Origin of the sequence: Fibrobacter sp. UWS1, from assembly GCF_002300445.1 — a bacterium.
In the GTDB taxonomy this organism is placed as follows: domain Bacteria; phylum Fibrobacterota; class Fibrobacteria; order Fibrobacterales; family Fibrobacteraceae; genus Hallerella; species Hallerella intestinalis.
The window spans coordinates 1,491,860-1,511,889 of record NZ_NSGW01000001.1; the positions used below are offsets into that span (position 1 = coordinate 1,491,860).

General features: G+C 45.5%; 21 protein-coding genes. 7 read left to right on the top strand and 14 right to left on the bottom strand.

What is annotated here, in order from left to right:
* Nucleotides 1-366 precede the first annotated feature (366 nt).
* A complete protein-coding gene (locus BGX14_RS06210; protein WP_095879789.1) occupies nt 367-1,095 on the top strand; it encodes a DUF6261 family protein in 729 nt (242 codons plus the stop codon).
* A 169-nt stretch (nt 1,096-1,264) separates the two neighbouring features.
* Here the strand turns inward: BGX14_RS06210 and BGX14_RS06215 are convergent, their stop codons facing one another.
* Nucleotides 1,265-2,437: a TraB/GumN family protein gene (locus tag BGX14_RS06215; RefSeq protein WP_095879398.1), complete on the bottom strand. Its 1,173-nt coding sequence runs from the start codon at nt 2,435-2,437 to the stop codon at nt 1,265-1,267.
* Nucleotides 2,438-2,654: 217 nt separating this feature from the next.
* On the opposite strand from BGX14_RS06215, the gene BGX14_RS06220 reads away from it, so the two are divergent.
* A complete protein-coding gene (locus tag BGX14_RS06220; protein WP_198951166.1) occupies nt 2,655-3,353 on the top strand; it encodes a hypothetical protein in 699 nt (232 codons plus the stop codon).
* 12 nt (nt 3,354-3,365) lie between these two features.
* On the opposite strand, the gene BGX14_RS15510 is transcribed toward BGX14_RS06220, so the two are convergent.
* On the bottom strand, nt 3,366-3,503 hold the full coding sequence (locus BGX14_RS15510; RefSeq protein WP_158223244.1) for a hypothetical protein: 138 nt from the start codon (nt 3,501-3,503) through the stop codon (nt 3,366-3,368).
* A 25-nt stretch (nt 3,504-3,528) separates the two neighbouring features.
* On the opposite strand from BGX14_RS15510, the gene cmk reads away from it, so the two are divergent.
* Nucleotides 3,529-4,200, top strand: coding sequence for a (d)CMP kinase (cmk, locus tag BGX14_RS06225; protein ID WP_198951167.1), 672 nt, complete (start codon nt 3,529-3,531; stop codon nt 4,198-4,200).
* A 33-nt stretch (nt 4,201-4,233) separates the two neighbouring features.
* Complete coding sequence (locus BGX14_RS06230) at nt 4,234-5,988, top strand: 30S ribosomal protein S1 (protein ID WP_073305998.1); 1,755 nt, start codon at nt 4,234-4,236, stop codon at nt 5,986-5,988.
* 144 nt (nt 5,989-6,132) lie between these two features.
* On the opposite strand, the gene BGX14_RS06235 is transcribed toward BGX14_RS06230, so the two are convergent.
* From BGX14_RS06235 to BGX14_RS06265, 7 genes are all read right to left on the bottom strand, one after another.
* Complete coding sequence (locus BGX14_RS06235; RefSeq protein WP_095879399.1) at nt 6,133-6,525, bottom strand: hypothetical protein; 393 nt, start codon at nt 6,523-6,525, stop codon at nt 6,133-6,135.
* Between the two features lie 82 nt (nt 6,526-6,607).
* The gene (locus tag BGX14_RS06240; protein WP_073301905.1) at nt 6,608-7,273 is read right to left on the bottom strand and encodes a hypothetical protein; all 666 of its coding nucleotides are present in this window, start codon (nt 7,271-7,273) and stop codon (nt 6,608-6,610) included.
* A 1-nt stretch (nt 7,274) separates the two neighbouring features.
* Nucleotides 7,275-7,937: a hypothetical protein gene (locus tag BGX14_RS06245; protein ID WP_158223245.1), complete on the bottom strand. Its 663-nt coding sequence runs from the start codon at nt 7,935-7,937 to the stop codon at nt 7,275-7,277.
* A 409-nt stretch (nt 7,938-8,346) separates the two neighbouring features.
* Entirely contained in the window at nt 8,347-9,453 is a 1,107-nt protein-coding gene (serC, locus tag BGX14_RS06250) for a 3-phosphoserine/phosphohydroxythreonine transaminase (protein ID WP_073301901.1), read from the bottom strand.
* Nucleotides 9,454-9,567: 114 nt separating this feature from the next.
* Nucleotides 9,568-10,089: a hypothetical protein gene (locus BGX14_RS06255; RefSeq protein ID WP_073301899.1), complete on the bottom strand. Its 522-nt coding sequence runs from the start codon at nt 10,087-10,089 to the stop codon at nt 9,568-9,570.
* Nucleotides 10,090-10,391: 302 nt separating this feature from the next.
* Nucleotides 10,392-10,883, bottom strand: a complete 492-nt coding sequence (gene ispF / locus BGX14_RS06260; protein WP_073301945.1) for a 2-C-methyl-D-erythritol 2,4-cyclodiphosphate synthase — start codon at nt 10,881-10,883, stop codon at nt 10,392-10,394.
* A gap of 82 nt (nt 10,884-10,965) precedes the next feature.
* Entirely contained in the window at nt 10,966-11,865 is a 900-nt protein-coding gene (locus BGX14_RS06265) for a sigma 54-interacting transcriptional regulator (protein WP_073301898.1), read from the bottom strand.
* Between the two features lie 119 nt (nt 11,866-11,984).
* Here BGX14_RS06265 and BGX14_RS06270 point away from each other — a divergent pair, with 119 nt between their 5' ends.
* From BGX14_RS06270 to BGX14_RS06280, 3 genes are all read left to right on the top strand, one after another.
* Nucleotides 11,985-13,316, top strand: coding sequence for an aspartate kinase (locus tag BGX14_RS06270; protein ID WP_073301896.1), 1,332 nt, complete (start codon nt 11,985-11,987; stop codon nt 13,314-13,316).
* Complete coding sequence (locus BGX14_RS15515; RefSeq protein WP_158223246.1) at nt 13,309-14,997, top strand: beta-ketoacyl synthase chain length factor; 1,689 nt, start codon at nt 13,309-13,311, stop codon at nt 14,995-14,997. Before BGX14_RS06270 ends, BGX14_RS15515 begins: the two co-directional genes overlap by 8 nt.
* 194 nt (nt 14,998-15,191) lie before the next feature.
* A complete protein-coding gene (locus BGX14_RS06280) occupies nt 15,192-15,788 on the top strand; it encodes a 1-acyl-sn-glycerol-3-phosphate acyltransferase (protein WP_158222145.1) in 597 nt (198 codons plus the stop codon).
* 36 nt (nt 15,789-15,824) lie between these two features.
* On the opposite strand, the gene BGX14_RS06285 is transcribed toward BGX14_RS06280, so the two are convergent.
* From BGX14_RS06285 to BGX14_RS06305, 5 genes are read right to left on the bottom strand one after another with little or no spacing between them, the layout of a single operon-like run.
* Nucleotides 15,825-17,051, bottom strand: coding sequence for a beta-ketoacyl-ACP synthase (locus BGX14_RS06285; RefSeq protein WP_078775243.1), 1,227 nt, complete (start codon nt 17,049-17,051; stop codon nt 15,825-15,827).
* Nucleotides 17,048-17,767 (bottom strand): 3-oxoacyl-ACP reductase FabG, encoded by a 720-nt coding sequence (fabG, locus tag BGX14_RS06290; protein ID WP_073301888.1) that lies wholly within the window; start codon nt 17,765-17,767, stop codon nt 17,048-17,050. The genes BGX14_RS06285 and fabG overlap by 4 nt, the downstream gene beginning before the upstream one ends.
* A complete protein-coding gene (locus BGX14_RS06295; RefSeq protein ID WP_198951168.1) occupies nt 17,740-18,171 on the bottom strand; it encodes a thioester dehydrase in 432 nt (143 codons plus the stop codon). Before BGX14_RS06295 ends, fabG begins: the two co-directional genes overlap by 28 nt.
* A 53-nt stretch (nt 18,172-18,224) precedes the next feature.
* Nucleotides 18,225-19,406 (bottom strand): beta-ketoacyl synthase N-terminal-like domain-containing protein, encoded by a 1,182-nt coding sequence (locus tag BGX14_RS06300; protein ID WP_073301884.1) that lies wholly within the window; start codon nt 19,404-19,406, stop codon nt 18,225-18,227.
* Nucleotides 19,403-19,999 (bottom strand): DUF3261 domain-containing protein, encoded by a 597-nt coding sequence (locus tag BGX14_RS06305; protein WP_095879400.1) that lies wholly within the window; start codon nt 19,997-19,999, stop codon nt 19,403-19,405. Before BGX14_RS06305 ends, BGX14_RS06300 begins: the two co-directional genes overlap by 4 nt.
* Nucleotides 20,000-20,030: the final 31 nt, after the last annotated feature.

Genomic DNA, 20,030 nt, shown 5'->3' on the forward strand with positions numbered 1-20,030 from the left:
AAACGCCTTTCCTACAAAATTAGAATCCCGACTTCAGCGGAAAACGCCTTTCCTACTGAATTAGAAACCCGACCTCGGCGAAAAGCACCCTTCCTACTGAATTAGAAAGCCGACTCCGGCGAAAAACACCTTTCCTACTCAATGAGAAAGCTCCTGTTTGTTTTTTCCATCCGATTCAAAACAGCCATAAGCACCGTTTTTTCCTGGCCATCAAAAAATGCAGAAAGATGTCTGAAAAAAGATCAAAGGAACACGTTGCGAATATTTTACAGAGATGGTTGCAAACAAAAAACAATATTCGCAATTCGTTCGATTAAATTGTATAGATTTTCCCCATACCCTTATATTCAACAAATGGAGGAACTGATGAAAAAATTTTCAAGCAATGCGCGTATCACCGAACTGGACGCGTTGAGCAACGCCGTTATCCGCATTTACCAGGCGAACAAGGAGGTCGCTCACGACGCCTTTTTAAAAAGCGTCATGGACGAAATCGTAGGGATTTCGGCGAACTTGACAAGCGCCATCGGCCAGGACCGGATTTTAAGCGGACTCGAAGATGCCGATACGGCCCGGGATTTGGCCGTGAAAAAACTCGGGACGGCCCTTGCAGGCTATGCGGTACTCCCTATCGAAGCGAAAAAGGGGGCCGCCGAAAAGCTCCTGGCGATTTTCAACAAATACGGCAAACAGATAGCCAAGGCAAATTACGCCAGTGAATCTTCCCTCATCGAAAGCATGCTGGAGGACTTCGGCAAAGAGGGCGTGACGGAGTGCATTCAGGAGCTCTGCGGCATCCCCGAAATGATTGCCGAGATCCGCACTTCTCAGGACAATTTCGTCCAAGTGAACGACGCTTATACGGCAAATTCGGTAAACAAAAGCGCAAGCGCGAGTTCCTTCAAAAAGATGCTTTTTTTCGCCATCAACGACAAGCTTCTGCCCTATCTCTCGGCCATGCAGCTCGCCAATGCAAAGGCTTACGGCCAAATGGCTTCCAAGGTGGAGTGCGAAATTGCCCGCGTGAACGAAATTGTGAACAAGCGAAAAAAGACCGCGACCCCGAAAAATCCCACCGAAAAGACGGCGGAATAAAGCGAAAACGGCAAAAGGCGGACTTTGTGTTCGCCTTTTTTATGGGAATTATGGACAATCTTCCACCAAGGGGAACTTAGTTCTTAGTTCCGACTCCTAACTCCCAACTCCTAACCGGTTGCCGAGCCTATCGAAGCAAATCGGGTGGAGTTTGTATATAAGACCCTTTTTAATACGCCCGATAAATGCCAATCAGGGCAATAATTTTTCCGATGATGGCAGGGAACCCGGGAAGCAAAAAGCAGAGGATTACTCGCGTGACGCGGTTTTTCCACCAGCGAGAGATTTTCCAGATATCTTCGGAAACGGTTTCAAACTCCGCCACGCGCGGAGGGCGCAGGTAAGCTTGTACGAGAGCGACAAAAAAACCGACACCGATTAGAGGGGTGAGTCCCGTAAAAGGAGCAACAATCAATGCGGTCAGCACGGCTAGCGGGTGGGCCCCGGCGATGATGGAACCCAGCATGGCTCCGCCTCCGGTATAGAGGAACCAGTTCAAAGTCACTTCTCCCGCTTTTTCCAGTCCCGAATGAATGCCGACGCCGACAATCGACGCAATGATGGCGACCGTTATCGTCCAGCCGAGAATTTTAAACACCGGGGACGAGGGCATGATCTGGCAGAGGGTGGATTCTTCGGGGAGTGGCTTATTTTCTTCGAGAATTTTCCGAATTCCCTGGATGTGCCCCGCTCCGACGACAGCCAGCACTTTTTTCCCGGACGCATGCCGGATTCGACTTGCCAGATACTGGTCGCGCTCGTCAATCAAAACGGACTTCACTTCGGGGAAAGTCTTTCCGAATTCTTCCATCATCGCGGACAGCGAATCCCGCTCCCGAATGCGTTTCAGTTCTTCTTCGCTGATTTCCGTTTTGTCAAAAAGGCTAGCAAACAGAGAGGCGATGAGCGAGAACTTGCGATACCACGGCGTGCAGCTCCACGTACGGCGCAATGTGACTTTAATGTCCCGGTCGGCCAGAACAATCGGAATGCCTGCGGAACGGGCGGAAAGGACTGCCCCGTAAAGTTCCGCGCCAGGGCGCACTCCGGTCGAAAGACCCATTCTTTTTTGGTAAGAACCCAGAACCAAATTGGCGATGAGCGTTCCCAACTGGTGCTCTCGGATAATTTTTTTCAAGTCGGTTTTTTTCCAGCGGTCGGGATCTTCCAGCGATTTGAGCCGACCTTCATCCAATTCAACGCAAACGGTGTCCGGTGACTCCTCTTGAATCGCTTGGGTGACTAAATCTTTCGATTCTTGGGAAATGTGTGCTGTACCCACCAAAACAAATTCTTTGTCATCGGCGATTTTTATCCGGCAAATATCCGCATTTTCGGTCATAGGGAGCCTCGGAAAGTAGTTTTGCTTAAGCCCAAAAGTCTGCGCTTTGATAATTTGAAACTTTCATAGGGGAAAATGGCAAAAAAACGCCGTTCCCAAGGATTCAAAAGGGAATTTGCAGAGCTGGACATGACTGCAATGATAGATAAAATCCGTTATTCCCTTTAAAAATTTGATTATATTTTTTCTCATAATTGATATCTTGGAGGATGTTGATATGAAAAAGGTGGTCTTGGGTTCCATTTTGGCATTGCTGGTCGGATGCGCCAGCGTTCAGCCGAACGATCCTGTGGCAATCAATGATGCCTTGGTCGGTTTCACGGTAAACTCCCAGGGTAAACATTGGCCGGAAGCGTTGAGCTTTGTGACTCCGGATGAAGCGGAGGAAATCACAGACGAGAACGGCCTGATGAAAGAGGAATACCGCTTGGCAGCAAGCCGTCTCCGTATTTCCGCATTGAAGCAGATGCCGTGGCGTGTAGATGGACGAGGCCGTTTAATCGGCATTAAAGATGTCCTCGACGACTTCAATAAAAAGTACATCGTTTCCGAAGACGAAAAGAAGGTCGGGACCAATCTGGAGAAAATGCGTCAGGAACGCATTAACCGCACCCTCGAGAAAGGCAAGCGCATCATGGCCGGCGAAGACGAGCAAAAAGAACCGGAAGTCGAAGTCTATACGAACAAGCTGACCGAAGAAGAAAAACGCAAATATGGCAGCACGGCAGAACTTCGCCCGCCAGAAGAGGAATACGACGGCGAATCCTCGACGACAGAAACCTCTTCGACCGAAGACTTCTCTTCGGAAAGTTCGGACGAGCCTTCACAGGTTTTTGAACCGGAAACTTCCAACGTCGAAGAAGATGGCTACTACGGTCCCGAAGACGACGCCAGCGGTGCCACTTCCGACTTCTAGTTGGGGTCGCTCCTAAAATCCATTGTTAAACATCGACAGCGAAACCTTGCGCTGTAGCGTCATGAAAGCGGACACTCTATTTATTGCCCGCTTTTCGTTTTCATCCTCTTTACCGAAGCCATTTTTTAAGGCGGTCATTTCAGATTTCATCGAGATAAGCTAAATTTGGCATACATTGAATACGAACAAATCCCATATCATCATCGCGATTGACGGTCCTAGCGGAACGGGCAAAAGTACTACGGCGAAACTCGTCGCCAAAGATCTCGGCTTTACTTACCTTGATACAGGGGCCATGTATCGGGCGATTACCTTTGCCGCTTTGGAAAATGGAATTGCCGCAGACGACAAGGCGGGGATAGACCGGCTTTTGAAGTCCACCCAAATTCGCTTTGACGAACAAAACCACATTCTGATAAATGGCAAGGACTGCGAGCAGGAAATCCGCGGCAAGCGAGTGACGGAAGCGGTCAGTCCTTACAGCGCCATTCCCGAAGTCCGGGCAACCCTTACACAATGGCAACGCGAAATCGCCAAAGAATGCAACTGCATTCTCGATGGCCGGGATATTGGGACGGTCGTATTTCCCCATGCAAATTTCAAGTTCTTCTTGGTGACAGACCTCAAGGTTCGCGCCGAACGGCGCTATCTCGAATGCCAGCAAAAAGGCATTCCAATGACTCTGGAAGAAATCGAAAAGAATCTGGCCGAACGGGATAGAATAGATTCTTCCCGCGCGACGGCTCCGCTGAAAAAAGCGGAAGACGCTATTGAAATTGACACTACACAACTCTCAATCCAACAACAGGTAAAGATTATCGAAGACCGCGTAGGTGTAGTGGCGTAACTTCGATATCTTTTCCGCAACCCTATATTATATATGTCTCAACAACTCAAATTCGGTTCCGAAGAAGATCTTAAAGAAATTCTTGACGCGGAACAGGAACTCGCTTCCATCAATTCGGATCAGGCAGCTGCCGCTTACGCTGGCATGGAAGGTCTTGAAGCCGGCAAAGTCGTTACTGGAAAAATCAGCCAGGTAAACGAACAGGAAGTTCTCGTCGATGTGAACTTCAAATCCGAAGGCGTCATTTCTCGCAATGAATTCAAAGACGACGATGTTCCCGAAGTCGGATCGGAAATCGAAGTTTACATTGAAAAGCTCGAAGACGATGATGGCCGTCTCGTCCTTTCCAAGCAGAAGGCGGATTTTGTCCGCGTTTGGGAACGCATTCATCAGGCTTTTGAAAATAACGAAATTGTCCGCGGAACGCTCACAAAGCGTATTAAGGGCGGCGTGGTTGTAGATTTGTTCGGCATTGACGCTTTCTTGCCGGGTTCCCAGATTGATCTCCGTCAGATTCCGGATATCAACGCCCTCCTCGGTCAGGAATTTGAACTCAAGGTCATCAAGGTCAATAAAGCTCGTCGCAACATCGTCGTATCCCGCCGCGTCGTTCTTGAAGAACAGCGCAACAGCCAGCGCGACAAGGTTCTTGAAAATCTTGAAAAGGGTCAAGTGCGCAAGGGCATTGTTAAAAACATCACCGACTTTGGCGCATTTATCGACCTCGGCGGCGTAGATGGCTTGCTCCATATCACCGACATGAGCTACAAGCGCATCAATCATCCGTCCGAAGTGGTCAAGCTTGGCGATGAAGTCGAAGTCATGGTTCTCGATTTCAATGACAAGAAGGAACGCATCTCTCTGGGCATGAAGCAGCTCCGTCCGCATCCTTGGAAGGACATTGCCGCTCGCTATCCGGAAGGCATGGTCGTTAAGGGCAAAGTCGTTTCCATTACGGATTACGGCGCGTTCGTGGAATTGGAAGACGGCATCGAAGGCCTTATCCACGTTTCCGAAATGTCCTGGACACAGCACATCAAGCACCCGTCCAAAATTCTGGTCATCGGTCAGGAAGTGGAAGCGGTCGTGCTCAAGGTGGAAGAAGAACAGGAACGCATTTCTCTGGGCTTGAAGCAGCTTGAAGAAGATCCGTGGGAAAAGATTGACCAGGAACTGCCTCCGGGCGCTCGCGTTGTCGGTGAAATCCGCAACCTCGCCTCTTTCGGCGCATTCGTGGAAATCAAGGACGGCGTGGATGGCTTGATTCACGTTTCCGATATGTCCTGGACGAAGAAAATCAATCACCCGTCCGAAATGGTGAAGAAGGGCGACAAAGTCGAATGCGTCGTTCTCGCCGTCGATAAGGAAAAGCGTCGTATTTCCCTTTCGATGAAGCACCTCACCGAAGATCCGTGGGATGTTGTTGAAACGACCTACCCGATCGATTCCGAAGTCAAGGGCAAGATTGTCCGCTTGCTGGATCGCGGTGTTGTCGTGGAACTGCCGAACGGTCTGGAAGGATTCGTGCCTGTATCGAAGCTGACTGCCGAATACATCAAGGTTCCGGCGGACGCTTTCAAGGTCGGCGACGAACTCCCGGCGACGGTTACAGAAATTGACCAGACCAACCGCAAGATTTGCCTTTCGGTCGTGGACTATTTCAAAAACCGTGAATCTGCCGAGCTGATGGCTTGGATGGATTCGCACAAGGCCGGCGAAAGCGGCACCACGATCGGTGAAGCTTCTTCGGCGAAGAAGTCCAAAAAGTCTGAAGAAGAAGCCAAGTAATTCCGCTTCCTTTTCGATTTGAAAATCCCGGGTCTTGCGACTCGGGATTTTTTGTTTGCAAAAAAACTGGCGAAAATGATGTGAAGTTGGCGAATCTAATTCTAAAATTCCAAAGCAGATTTGGAATTTTATTGTCGGAAACGATTAAAATTCGGGGTATTCGTTTATAGAGGATTCCGATGCTGCGGGCCGCGTTCTTTTGGCATCTTGAAATTTGATCGGAGTCGCCGAAATAAACATCGTATTAACGACACCGACAACTACCCAAGTATGCTTACTGGAAATTCTGATGTCTATGAGAGCGTCTCCGCCGCAGCTTTCCAACAGGCGCTGCTTGATTTTCCGTTCACGGCTGGTGGCTCCGATTGGAATGATGTCAAACAGGGCGAAAGAAGATGCTTGCGACTCGCATACGGGAAGCCGGACAAAATCGCGCCCTTGGATGGAATCATAAGTTCCAAATGAAACCGGTCTTGAAGAGCATCCCCAAAGGCAAATCGATAATAGAATGGGAAGAAGAATCCACGTCTTACGCATAAAACCTCCGAAATAGAAAAACGTGCGGGCGAAATATAGTATTTAGCAATGAGTTTGTCATAATCGTGTTGATCCTAGGAAGTTAGCGGTGCGTGATACGGAAAAGAATCTGGAACTTTTGGTTTGTGAAGTCATTTACATCTTGTGCCCAAATTTGCGAAATTTGCGCCACTTCAATGCCGATTGACCAAGTATCGTTTACCCACCAGTCCAAACCCGAGCTTGTGCGCCAAGCAAGTCCAATCAATTCAAAAGAAGCATCCTTATTCAATATGTTGGAAATAGAATAGTCCAATAGGATGGCGTTTCCAAAATGGATTCCTCGCCAAAATGTTCGAGGGTATCGGCAAGGATAAACTTCGATTCCCAAACCGCCTCCGCCGGAAAAACTGAAAACGTCTTTCCAGGTGGAGATATCCTCGTATAGGCTCCAGTCGGCATATTTTTCGTTCCTTTCGTATGTTGTCGCCTCTAGATACCCTTGCGGCAAAGCCAAATTGAAATCCGCATAAAGGGCTACGGCGTTGGCGATGGCGCGTCCAAAGCGAAAATCCATACTGACAAAAGAAAAACCGGAGAAAGAATGCTCCTCTTTTTGGTAAGAGGTTGTTTCGGAATACTTCGCGTTATAATAAGAAAATCCCGATCCGAAGCTGAAATAAAATCCGCGATGTTCTTTGGGATAATCCGCCAAAGCAATAGATGTCACCAATAGTTCCAACAGGCAGATTTTGAAGAAAAATTTCATCTTATCCTCGTGTCATACGGAACAGAAGATGAAATCCTTGGACGGCGTTCGTCAAGTCCGAAAGGGCTTCGAATTGCGGAAACGCGCGAAAATAGGCGATTCCCACGCCCAAAGAAAGCTGGTCGGAAACCCACCAATCCTTGCCGATTTCGACAGTGAACTGAATCTCGACGCTTTGTGCCTCTATATCTTTTATGGGAGAGCTGATTCCGTAGCCGAAAGAAGTGCCCACAAAAAATCCGTTCAAAGCCGAACTGGTATCGCGAAAAGGATAGATGGAAGTTCCGAAGGCGATGTAGCTTCGGGCGAATGCGACGTTGTCTTCGCTTTCTTCATCTTCCACCAAACAATTCTTGTATTCGTCGTCACAATCTATATCTCCCCAATCCAAAGAGCCGATATAAACCGCTAAATTGAATTGCGTATAAAATGCGATCACGTTTCCGATGCCGATACCAAAACGAAATTCCATGAGGTTTGGGCTGACGCCGCTGAATTTGGCGTAGTCATCGTCGGAGTGCTTTTCAAAATCGATAAAGGAAACGCCGAAATTTTGGCTGCTGTAAAAGCCGCGATGCTGTTTAGGATAAAGATTTTTGACCGTTGTGGAATCGGCAAAAACGGATGCGCACAAAAAGAATACAGCTAAAAATAATTTTTTCAAACAAATTGCTTTTTTCATGAGGCACAATTTAGATAATCAGGATGTAAAATCACAGAGAAAAAATAAGAAAATTCCACACAATCCTTCACCAAATACTTGCTATTCATTTTTTCAAAGCGAGAAATTCCTTTTCGCAAGGGGGAACTCGGTTATCCGTTTTCAGTTCTAACTCATAACTCCCTACTTCCTACTTTCAACTAATCACTAGTCGCTAATCACTAACCCCTAAACACTAACTTGCAGAAGGAATTTTATATATAAGCCCCAAAAACAATGTAGATACAAATTTGTCTGAAATTGTAGAAATCTCGGATTAGCAGCATCGTGTTTTTTATGAGATTTTATAAGTTCTGATAATAAAAAAGCGGACCTTCCCAAAGGAAAATCCGCAGTGCATTTTTTACAAAGATTATCCCAGAACTTTCTTTTCAAAGTCGCCAAGACAATCAACGAGAGCTTGTACGCCTTCTTTAGGCATGGCGTTGTAAATCGAAGCGCGGAAACCGCCGACAGAGCGATGTCCTTTAAGCTGCTGAAGTCCACGAGCCTTTGCAAAATCCAAGAATTCTTTGGCAAGTTCATCGTTCTTTTCCGCAGAAACGATTTCCTTGTTGAATACGAACGGAACATTCATAATCGAACGGTCCTCTTTGGCTGCCGTACCGACAAAAATCTTGGAAGCGTCCAGAGCACCGTAAAGGAGAGCCGCCTTTTCACGGTTGATTTTTTCGATAACATCGACGCCGCCAATATCTTTAAGCCATTTCAAAGTTCTGTTCATCACATAAACGGCGAATACCGGAGGCGTGTTGAACATATTCTGGGCATCGATATGCGTCTGGAAATTGAGCATTGTCGGGATGTTGCGGTCCACTTTGCCAAGAAGGTCTTTGCGGATAATGGAAACGGTCACGCCAGCGCAACTGATATTCTTTTGCGCACCGCCGTAAATCATTCCGAAATCCGAAACATTGACTTTGCGAGCCAGAAAATCGGAGCTCATATCACAAACGAGATAACCGGATTTGGGCTTCGGGAAGCTATGCCATTCCGTTCCATAAATGGTATTATTTCCGGTGATGTGCAGATATGTGGCATTATCGCTCATTTTCAAATTTTTGTCGATGTGATTGTACACGTCGGCTTTAGTGGAACAGGCGACATTCACATTACCGAATTGCTTAGCTTCTTTCAAAGCCTTGCTTGCCCAAACGCCAGTATCAGCGTAATCGGCGGTAGCGTTTTGGCCGAGAAGATTCATCGGAACCATGCAGAATAATAAGGAACAACCGCCACCCAAGAAAACGATGTCATAATTTTCGGGAATGCCCATCAGATCGCGGAGAAATTGTTCCGTTTCAGCGAACATATCTCCAATGGGCTTTGAACGATGGCTCATAGAAAGAATGCTGATTCCGCTATTTGCAAAATCCATGCAAGCTGCGGAAGCTTCTTTAAGGGCTTGTTCCGGCAGAACAGAAGGTCCTGCACTGAAGTTATAGACTTTATTTGCCATGGTATGTGTCCTTATTTGAGTGTTTGCCCATAGGGCAATCTTGCGATAAAATGTAACAAAAGGAAGGATTGGTGACAATGAAAAAAAGCAGGTGAGTATGACCTGCCTTTGTTTTTAGCTTTCCAGTGCCGCAATCGCCGATTTATATTTTTTCAAGCGGAATTGGGTTTTGAGTTCTCGGCGTTCCTGCCTGTGAATATATTTGTCTTCTTGGAGAACGCTTAAAATGGCGGCTTTGGCTTTGGAAGCTAGCGGATCGTCCTTTAAGGTTTTTACAAAATTGACGAATTCTTTTTCTCTGGCTTCGTAAGTCGCTTCTTCGGCGGGAATGCCTTCCGCCATCAGTTTGCAACTATATTCGTCAATCCAACCTTGATTTTTGTGATAAGTCATTTTTAAAATACGATCGACCGTTTCTTCGGAAACTCCCATATTGATGACATCTTCTTTAGAGAGTTTGGTAGAAGGGGTGAGAATGTCTTGCAAAACAGCAAGAACTTGAACTTCTTCAGGTTCCCCTTTGTTTTTCAAAAAATCCGCAACGCTTTTGAGAAAGTCGATATACGGGCCGCCGGCTTTGTTTTTCTGTCCTGCGTGAGCCTTTTCGGCAATGGCGAGTGCTTCATTTAAAGTCATGGTCTTCCTTTAGAAATGTTTCTATCCATAATATAGATTCGTGATGTCTTAAAAAGCGAATCTTTTTCGCTTTTTGTCAGGGAATATGACGTTCTACGGCTATTTTGAAATACAGATGAATTGGGGAGGTTTACCGCCGATGATGGATACTTGAGAGAATTTTACTTATAAAAGGGTTAAATTTCAACTTCGCCATCGTTGTTGCGCACGTTTTGCACCGTCATACCGAAGGTTCATGAAGCAAATGCGTTTCACAAGATTATAGAGAGCTTCGTTATCAACTAGCCCCTCGAACATTCTAATCATTGATAGATTCGACTGACTGTTGCAACAGCTTGAGCAGCGATTCCTTCGCCGCGTCCCGTAAAGCCGAGCTTTTCTGAAGTGCTGGCTTTGATTCCAATGCGGCTTACGTCAATGTTCAAGACCCGTGCAACATTTTGTTTCATTTCTTCGCGATGAGGATTGACTTTAGGACGTTCGCAAATGACGACGCTATCCAGGCTTTCAATTTTGCATCCCGATTTTTCCACTTCTTCTCGCACCCTAGCAAGAAGCATCAGGCTGTCCGCATTTTTAAAAGCGGGATCCGTATCGGGAAAATAGGTGCCGATATCACCAAGCCCCGCGGCTCCGAGAAGCGCGTCACTGATCGCATGCAACAAAACATCTGCATCGCTGTGCCCGAGAAGCCCCTTTTCGTAAGGAATATCCACGCCTCCGAGAATACATTTACGACCTTCTACCAATCGATGAACATCAAATCCGATGCCTGTGCGAAAAACTTTTTCCATAATCATTCCTTTTTTCAAGAAGTAAAATAATAAAATCCGAATGAAAAAATTTTCTTTGTGAATAGCAAAGTTGCTGTCATCTTTACGATTCTTTGACGTTATTCGCTCGGAGTTTTAATTGATAGCACAGAGAGCCTCGACTGATGCCCAAGAACCTTGCCGCTTGGCTTTTGTTGCCCGCGCATTCCATTAAAGCGTTTTGAATGCTTTTCCATGAAGGCGTTTTGCCGTAACGATAAGTTCGGCGCGGTTCTTGAATACAGCCTGAAAAAGGATGCAAATCCCAAGGCTCTTCCGAAAGTACGCTTTCTAACGAAACGCCTAAATCTTGCAGCAATTGATAGCGTTCCAATACATTTTTTAGTTGGCGGACATTTCCTGGCCATGGAAAGCGGCAAAGGCTTTTGATTTCGTCATCGTTCAAAAGGCGAGAGGATAAATTTTTCCATAAATCGAAAGCGATGGATTTCAACTCGTCCAAGCGTTCCCGCAGTGGCAGTAGATGTATCGGGAAAACATTCAATCGGAAAAATAAATCCTCCCGGAAACGCCCCGCATTCACTGCCGCCCGCAAGTTTCGATGCGTTGCGCAAATCAAACGAAAATCAACGGGAATGCTGCGCTGCTCTCCGATGGGCGTCACCGCCCGCTCTTGCAAAATACGCAGAAGCCGGGTTTGGCTTTCAAGCGGCAATTCGCCGATTTCATCCAAAAAAAGCGTGCCATGATCCGCCGCCCGTACAAACCCCAACTGATTTGCTACGGCTCCCGTATAAGCTCCGCGGCAGGAACCTTCAAACAGGCTTTCAACAAGGCCAGGACTGATCGCTCCGCAATTCACAGCAATGAATGCGGCGTTTGCCCTATCGCTCATTTGATGTAATCGACGAGCCATCACCTCTTTACCAGTTCCAGATTCTCCACAAATAAGAACAGGAACAGACGAGCGAGACGCGATATCCAAAAGTTTATGAACTTCCATTTTTCCTCCAAAAATAGAGAATGGCGGAATCTACAGATGAAGACGTTTTTCGCTCCAAAAAATCCACCATGATTTTCTATTTTTTACAAAAAGAATCTTTTTTTACAAAAGGATAATCCATGGCAGATCGTATCGTTTGCAAATTCGGCGGCAGCTCTGTTGCAGAAGCCAAGCAGTTTCAAAAAGTCAAAGCGATTGTAGAGGCGGATAAACGGCGTAAAGTCGTTGTCGTTTCAGCTCCCGGAAAACGGAATCCTCAGGAAACGAAGCTTACCGATCTTTTGTACACGACTTACGACCTCGCTTCCAAAAATCTGGATTTTTCCGTTCCGTGGAAAATGATTTGCGACCGTTATATTGATATAGCGAAAGATCTTCATCTGGCAACAAAAATCGGAGAAGATTTGTCGGCTTTGGAAAATCAATTAAAAAATGAATTTGAAACCGTAACGACGGATTTTTTGGTTTCCCGCGGGGAATATCTTTGCGCCCGTTTAATGGCGGAATATCTGAACGCGCAATTTGTGGATTCTTTTGAATTGATCGCGTTTGATGAACGCTACCGCATTACATCGAATAGTTATGAAACGATTGCGCAAAAATTGTCCGATGAAAATCAGCTCTATGTGGTTCCCGGCTTTTACGGCGAAGGCCCCAGAAAACAGGTCAAGACCTTTTCTCGCGGTGGCTCCGATATTTCGGGAGCGATTCTTGCAAATGGAATCCATGCCGTTGCGTATGAAAATTGGACGGATGTTTCGGGAATGCTGATGACGGACCCGCGAATCGTTAAAAATCCGCAACCCATTAGCTATGTCAGCTATCGTGAAATTCGAGAACTTTCCTATTCGGGAGCAAGCGTTCTGCACGACGAATCCATAGCACCGTGCCGCGCCAAAAACATTCCGATTAATATCCGCAACACCAATCGCCCGGAAGACGCCGGAACGATTATCGGGCCGACTCCGGAAAAAACGGATTTTCCGATTACGGGAATCGCAGGGCGTAAAGGCTTTTCGATGATTTATATCGAAAAGAGCATGATGAACAAGGAAGTCGGTTTTGGACGGCGCGTTCTTGCCATTCTTGAAGGCGAAGGTCTTTCTTACGAACTCAGTCCCAGCGGCATCGACTCCATGTCCATCGTCGTGGATTCCAAAGCTTTGGAAGCGGTACAGGACGCCGTTCTAGAAGACATCATGCTGCAAATGCACCCGGATAGGGTCAAAGTTTTCCACGGGATCAGCCTTGTGGCGACTGTCGGACACGGCATGACAAACCAGATAGGAATTGCCGCCAAACTTTTCTCTGCTCTTGCCGAAAAGAAAATCAACATCCGCATTATTGATCAAGGTTCCTCGCAGATAAATATCTTGGTTGGCGTCGATGATTCCAATATGGAAAATGCCATTCAAGCAATTTATGGAGCTTTTGTTAAATCCCATGTTTGATTCTTTTTATCAAGACGACATTGACGCGGTAAATGCCAAATTTGAAGCCCAAAAAATCGCATTCGCCCCCCTTTCTTTTCAAGCCGCTCGCGCTCTGCGAGATTTGGGAATTTTAGAACTTGTCAGCAGCTCTCGTAAAAAAGGAATCGCTATTCGTCAAATTGCAGAACAGCTGAAACTTTCCGAATATGGTATTGGCGTCTTAATGGAAATGGGACTTGGTATGGGAATTTTCAAATTGAAAAGATCGGAATCCTCAGAGCTGATTTTTACTCTTGGGAAAATCGGATTTTTCCTTTTGAATGACGACATGACCAAAGTGAACATGGATTTTTCGGAAGACGTTTGCTATCAAGGCGCCGATGATTTGATGAAATCCGTTATGACGGGGAAACCCGAAGGATTAAAACGTTTTGGTCCTTGGACAACTGTATATGAAGGCCTTTCACAAACCAGCGAAGTTTTTCAAAAAAGTTGGTTCGGTTTTGATCATTTTTATTCGGACTTGGCATTTCCCGAAGCTTTGCCGATAGTTTTTGAACAAAAGGTAAAACATCTTTTTGATATAGGCGGCAATACGGCAAAATGGGCAATCCAATGCTGCAAATACAATCCGGATGTGAATGTTTCCATTATTGATTTGCCTGGTCAAACCGCTGTTGCCGAGAAAAATGCGAAAGCTGCTGGATTTGAAAATCGCATTACAACGATTCCTTGCAACGTCCTTGACGAATCCACCAAATTTCCGTATGGTGCCGACGCCATTTGGATGAGCCAATTTTTGGATTGTTTTTCCCTGCACCAGATTACAAAAATTCTGAAAAAAATCTACCCGGCGATAACTTCGGATACAAACGTTTATATTTTGGAACCGATTTGGGACAAGCAGCGATTTGAAGCCGCTTCTTATTCTTTACAAGCGACATCTCTTTATTTTACTTGCATTGCCAACGGAAACAGCAAAATGTATCGCTTTGACGAATTGAAGCAAGCCGTTGAAAATGGCGGGTTTGTTCTTCGGGAAGCGCATCATAATTTGGGAATCAACAGTTACACTCTTTTCCGTTTTCAAAAAAAAATGAATGTATATGTAACCCGGTTTTCTGCATGGACGGATGAGCACCCGCCAAAATTAAATTTCGTTCCGATGCTATTTCGGCGGAGACTTAGCGACATTACTAAAATGGTTGTACAAACGGTTCATGACGTTTCCGAGGGGCTTTCGCATACGCATGTAACTTTCGCTTCGGAATTTGGAGAAATCCAGCGGCAGTATAAAATTTCGGAAGGCATTTTATCTTCCGGAGAAGTTTCCCCGGCGCAATTCAGCCTTTCGGTTTTCAACATCCCTGCATCGGCCTCTTCTATTGTAGAGCAAAACATGGTCGGTTACAGTGCCGTTTTTTCTGGGAATAAATCTTTTGAAAATGGGTTGAAAGAAGCGGTGGTGCCAATTCTTTCCGGTCGGGAAAAAGAACGGATTTTTGTATTTGCCGATGAACGAATCCCTGCGGAGTACGCTACCATTGCAAAATATCCGAATCCTGTTTGCGCTCTGGCTTTACGCCTGTCGAGTAAAAAAACGAACGCCATTTGTGAACTGGATTATTCCTCGCTACCCGCAACGGAAACCGCAGCAGAACAAGCTCTTTATTTTTTGAACAATAGACTTCCACAATGAAGTTCCTGCAAAAAATTTTGTATGTCTGGCGTTTAATTGCTAAGGTTATTGCATACGCTTCGTTCGGAATTTGCAGCACTATTTTCACTTTGACTTTTCCCTTCATTTTTATTTTTTCCGGTTTTTCCAAAAAACGTTTTCGAATGTTGGCGAGGGCGGTGAATTTCCGATTTTTTCAACTCTTCGTTTTAGAAATGAAACTGCTGGGAATTTTAACCGTTCATGTTGAGCACAAGGAACGTTTTCAAAATTTTCGCCCTTGCGTTATTGTGGCCAACCATCCTTCTTTTTTGGATGTCGTCATCCTATTTTCCATTATTCCCAACGCCAATTGCATTGTCAAAGGTTCTCTTGCAAAAACGCCTTTTGTGAACACCGTTGTCAGCGCACTTTTTATTCCCAATACGCTCCCTTTTGAAGAACAGTTGGAACGGGCAAGAATTGGCATGAACGAAGGGGAATCTCTGATTATTTTTCCGGAGGGGACGCGTACAAAATCGGGAGAACCTTTGCATTTTAAAAAGGGAGCAGCACGTTTTGCGATTCATTCCGGAAGATGCGCCCTGCCTATTTACATCGGCGGAAATGAAAAAATCGGCATTCGGAAGAACGATGCGTTTTTCCGTTTTCACCCTTCAGAACGATACCATTATAATCTGGATTTGCTTCTTCCTATTTTTCCCGGAAAATTTGAAGAGCATTCGAAACCAGCTGCGGTGGAATTGCTGACAAAAGAAATGCAAAACGTTTTGGAACTTTGTAGAAATCGAGATCCCGAAAAAGAAACGTGAAGAATAAAAAGAAAGGCTGTCTCTTTCGTGCGCGCACTACATTCTTTTGAAAATCAAAGAGGTGTTGATTCCTCCGAAAGCGAAGTTGTTCGACATAAAATATTCAATATCCATTTCTCTCCCGTCGCCCATGATATAATCTAAAGGTGCACACGCTGGATCGATATTTTTCAGATTCAAATTTGGATGGAACCATTTTCGATTCATCATTTGAATGCCGAGCCAAGCTTCAATAGCACCACAGGCCCCTAAAGAATGGCCGATGTAACTTTTTAAACTGCTGATAGGAGCGGCCCTTCCTTGCAAGGCCCCAAAAGTCGCTTGAGTTTCTGCGGTGTCGCCGAATTTGGTCGCCGTGCCATGTCCGCTAACGTAGCCGATTTGCTGCGGATAAACGCCCGCATTTTTCATCGCCATTTCCAATGCGATTTGCATCGTTTCTTTTTTGGGCTGCGTTAGATGATTGCCGTCCGTGTTGGTTCCGAAACCGACAACTTCCGCATAGATATGCGCGCCGCGAGCTTTAGCGTGCTCGTATTCTTCAAGAATTAAAGAGCCTGCGCCCTCGCCGATGACAAGACCGTCCCTATCTCTGTCATAAGAAGCCGGCGTGATTTCTGGAGAGTCATTTTTAACACTTGTCGCAAATAGAATATCAAAAACAGCAGAACCCGTCGGATTTAATTCTTCGGCTCCGCCAGCAATCATAACATCCTGTTCACCGTGCATAATCATTTCATAGGCGTATCCGATAGAAAGGCTTCCCGCCGTGCAAGCGGTATTTGTCGTAACAAGACGTCCGGTAAGTCCCAAAAGAACGCTGATATTGACCGCGCAAGTTTGCGGCATACAGCGAATGTAACTGGTTGCCGTAATGTTCGACGAATCGTTATGGATAAGCATGGACATAAATTCTTTGATAGCGTCAAAATTTCCCATGGAAGATCCGAATGAAACGCCGATACGTCCAGCTTTAAGTTCCGGATCATTCAGATCGTAACCCGCAAGGAGCAAAGCTTTTTCCGCAGTGGCTACTGCCATGTGAGCAACGCGCCCCATCCCCCGCATTTTCTTTCGAGGAAATTCCGGAAGAGAAAATGGAATGGGAGCGGCCAATCGTGTATTGATTTGTTTGTAAACATCCCAGCCAGGCATTCGAATCGTGCAATTTTTCAGCAAATGGAGCCGTTCAAAAATTTCATCGTCATCCATTCCGAGCGGAGAAATGCTTGCCCCACCTGTAACCACAACTCGACGTTTCATGCCAAACCTCCATTTACAGAAATGACTTGCCGTGTAATATAGGAAGCTCCTTCCGAAAGCAAAAAGAGAACTGTTGCAGCAACTTCTTCCGGTTTGCCAACACGGTGCATGGGAATGGCTGGCAAAATCATATCAATCGGGGCATCTTTAATCATTTCGGTTTCAATAACTCCAGGAGCAATGCTATTTACGGTGATATTTCGACTAGCCAATTCAACGGCTAAAGCTTTGCTGGCAGCGATAATTCCGCCTTTGCTTGCACTGTAATTGACTTGTCCTCGATTTCCAATAACTCCAGAAACCGAAGCAATGGAAATAATTCGTCCTTGTCTTTTCCGACACATCGGCATGACCAGCGGATGCAAGACATTGTAAAAGCCGTTCAAATTCACGTTGAGGACGCTGTCCCAATAATCGTCGGTCATGGCGGGGAATGCGGCATCTCGGCAAATACCCGAAGAAAGAACAACTCCGTAATACGTTCCTTTTTCGGCAACATCTTTTTCCAGTACGGATTTACAATTTTCTCGATCCGTTACATTAAATTGCAGAAGATGCAAATTTTCTTTATTTTGTTCGGCGAGATTTTTTAAAGAATCCGCATGGCTGTTGTAATGCGCCGTAACCTGATAGCCTGCTGACAACGCAGCCTGTACAATGGCAAAACCAATGCCGCCACTGGCTCCCGTCACAAGAACGCGTTTTCCGTTTTCCATTTATATTCCTCCCATTTTTTGCGGATTGTCCACGGCATCGTATTGATTGTAGCCGTTGCAAATAATTTATCACCGACAGACGCTTTTCCTTCAAATGTAATCGCTTTGTCCATTTGCGCAATTTGCTTTATCCAAATACGTACGACGGATTTGGCAAGAAATACGTTTTCTTCCGCTTTAAAATTTGTCACGCTTAAAATGAAGCCAACTTGAGACGAATTTTTTTCTCTATTGGCAATACCATTCAATGCGGCTATACTTTGCGCCATATATTCAAAAGCAATCCATACAGGAACGCCGCCAAAATTTTCGTCGTAAAACATTGTCTTTTCGGAAATATCCACTTCCGTCTCAGCAACCGCTTGCGACAAATCGTAAAAAACGACTCGATCGAGCAAATTCATTTTTCCTTTATGCGGCACTAATTGCGCTATTTTTTCTCGAGAATCAAATTCGGTCATGCGTTCCTCGCCAAAACCAAAGATACATTGCAACCGCCAAAACCAAAAGAGTTGCTCATGCAAATATTGAGTTTTTCGGCACGTTCCCCTAAAGAAACCAGATGAATCTGGGGTATGGACAAATCTCGTTCACCGTCAAAATAATGTACAGGCAATTCCCGATTCGGATTTTCGTCTGAAAGAGCAAGGCAGCAAAATGCCGCTTCCAGCGCTCCCGATGCGCCTAAAGTGTGACCGGTCAATCCCTTGGTAGAACTCGATTTCGTATTATCACCGAAAACACGATGAACTGCAACGCTTTCCATAGCATCGTTTAGTTTTGTTCCCGTCCCATGCAAATTGATATAATCCACATCTTTTGCTGAAATTTGAGCGTCTTTCAACGCTTTTAGAATAGCTTGCACGGCGCCTTCGCCATCGGCTCTTGGGGCAGTAACATGATCCGCGTCGGAACTTTCGCCCATGCCGAGAATTTGAAATGGAGACGAATTCGCTTCCCGAGAGACCAAGAAAAAAGCAGCGGCGTCACCAATGGTAAGTCCAGAGCGATTCCTGCTGAACGGAATAGATGGCGTTGCGGAAACCGCTTCTAAAGAATCAAATCCAAGAACAACGGTTTGCGTTTGGATATCCACCCCGCCGACAATTGCTGCATCACAAAAGCCCGCTTCAATCCAATTTCTGGCGGAAACAAATGCACTTGCACTGGAAGCGCAAGCGGACGAATGGGTAAATATCGGGCCTGTAATCCCAAACCGTTTGGCCACATATTCTGCGGCAAAATCAGCCTGTTGTTTTTTCAATAAATAACCGTCTGGGTATTTTCCATTACTTTGAAAAAATGCTAAAGCGGAAAGGGACGATTCGGAGCCGTTATCGCTGGAACCGAGGAATACGCCAATTCGATGCGCTCCCCATTTCTGAATCCATTCGGCAACGGAACTTTCCAAAGAAACCAATGCTTTTTCAGAAAGTCGATTGACGTGATTATCGTAGAAAGAATCCGCCGTATGAGGAAGTTTGCTTTGCGGGATTTCTGCGACATAGCGTTTTTTTCCGCAGTATTCTTTTTGGATAAATTGCGGGGGTATTCCGTTTTTCAAAGCGTCCCAAATAGACTTTTTGTCCGCTCCCAAAGCACAAACGGCGGCAAAATCTTTGATGTAAAGAGGATTCATGGATTTCTTTCCTCCTGATTTTCGGATTCGATTTGATAACGATAATTTCGAATATTATTTTCAAATCGGATTCTCCCTTTGGATTTTTCCATAACAAGAATTTCCGATTTTCCGTCAGATAGCGATCGCCGCAAACTAGAGCCTTCTTGCGATTCTCTAAAATGCAGACCTGCTTTTTGAAAATTTTCAGAAAGAATTTTGGCGGGATAGTAGCAAAATTGAACGTCGGCTATTACATATTCGGCTTTGACTTTATCGGAATCTATCCAGCGGCTGTTAAAAAAGACGGAATCTTGTGTATAAATTAATTCTGCAATAACATTTCCCATGGAACTGAAAAGCATTACATGAATGAGGGAATCATTCAATAGCATCCAAGAATTTCCCGAAAATTTCTTATCGCCATAAGAACCGGTCATCTGCTGATTTTCTTCTATGGATATATTTGAAAATTTTGGAAGAATCAAATGGGCAAAGTGCGAATCGGAATAATAAATTTTTGTTGCCAAATGCGCAGAACGAGTCGTGCAGGAAATGAGTCCGCATACCACAAAAAGAAGAGCACAGCAGAAAATAGTTCGCCATAAACGCATCAGATAAAAACTTAAAAAATTGTTGGCCGAT

Bases quoted from the DNA above. Each gene is read 5' to 3' on its own strand.
- BGX14_RS06210 (WP_095879789.1), top strand. From the start codon at position 367: ATGAAAAAATTTTCAAGCAATGCGCGTATCACCGAACTGGACGCGTTG.
- BGX14_RS06215 (WP_095879398.1), bottom strand. From the start codon at position 2,437: ATGACCGAAAATGCGGATATTTGCCGGATAAAAATCGCCGATGACAAA.
- BGX14_RS06220 (WP_198951166.1), top strand. From the start codon at position 2,655: ATGAAAAAGGTGGTCTTGGGTTCCATTTTGGCATTGCTGGTCGGATGC.
- BGX14_RS15510 (WP_158223244.1), bottom strand. From the start codon at position 3,503: ATGAAATCTGAAATGACCGCCTTAAAAAATGGCTTCGGTAAAGAGGAT.
- BGX14_RS06230 (WP_073305998.1), top strand. From the start codon at position 4,234: ATGTCTCAACAACTCAAATTCGGTTCCGAAGAAGATCTTAAAGAAATT.
- BGX14_RS06235 (WP_095879399.1), bottom strand. From the start codon at position 6,525: ATGCGTAAGACGTGGATTCTTCTTCCCATTCTATTATCGATTTGCCTT.
- BGX14_RS06240 (WP_073301905.1), bottom strand. From the start codon at position 7,273: ATGAAATTTTTCTTCAAAATCTGCCTGTTGGAACTATTGGTGACATCT.
- serC (WP_073301901.1), bottom strand. From the start codon at position 9,453: ATGGCAAATAAAGTCTATAACTTCAGTGCAGGACCTTCTGTTCTGCCG.
- BGX14_RS06255 (WP_073301899.1), bottom strand. From the start codon at position 10,089: ATGACTTTAAATGAAGCACTCGCCATTGCCGAAAAGGCTCACGCAGGA.
- ispF (WP_073301945.1), bottom strand. From the start codon at position 10,883: ATGGAAAAAGTTTTTCGCACAGGCATCGGATTTGATGTTCATCGATTG.
- BGX14_RS06265 (WP_073301898.1), bottom strand. From the start codon at position 11,865: ATGGAAGTTCATAAACTTTTGGATATCGCGTCTCGCTCGTCTGTTCCT.
- BGX14_RS06270 (WP_073301896.1), top strand. From the start codon at position 11,985: ATGGCAGATCGTATCGTTTGCAAATTCGGCGGCAGCTCTGTTGCAGAA.
- BGX14_RS15515 (WP_158223246.1), top strand. From the start codon at position 13,309: ATGTTTGATTCTTTTTATCAAGACGACATTGACGCGGTAAATGCCAAA.
- BGX14_RS06280 (WP_158222145.1), top strand. From the start codon at position 15,192: ATGAAACTGCTGGGAATTTTAACCGTTCATGTTGAGCACAAGGAACGT.
- BGX14_RS06285 (WP_078775243.1), bottom strand. From the start codon at position 17,051: ATGAAACGTCGAGTTGTGGTTACAGGTGGGGCAAGCATTTCTCCGCTC.
- fabG (WP_073301888.1), bottom strand. From the start codon at position 17,767: ATGGAAAACGGAAAACGCGTTCTTGTGACGGGAGCCAGTGGCGGCATT.
- BGX14_RS06295 (WP_198951168.1), bottom strand. From the start codon at position 18,171: ATGAATTTGCTCGATCGAGTCGTTTTTTACGATTTGTCGCAAGCGGTT.
- BGX14_RS06300 (WP_073301884.1), bottom strand. From the start codon at position 19,406: ATGAATCCTCTTTACATCAAAGATTTTGCCGCCGTTTGTGCTTTGGGA.
- BGX14_RS06305 (WP_095879400.1), bottom strand. From the start codon at position 19,999: ATGCGTTTATGGCGAACTATTTTCTGCTGTGCTCTTCTTTTTGTGGTA.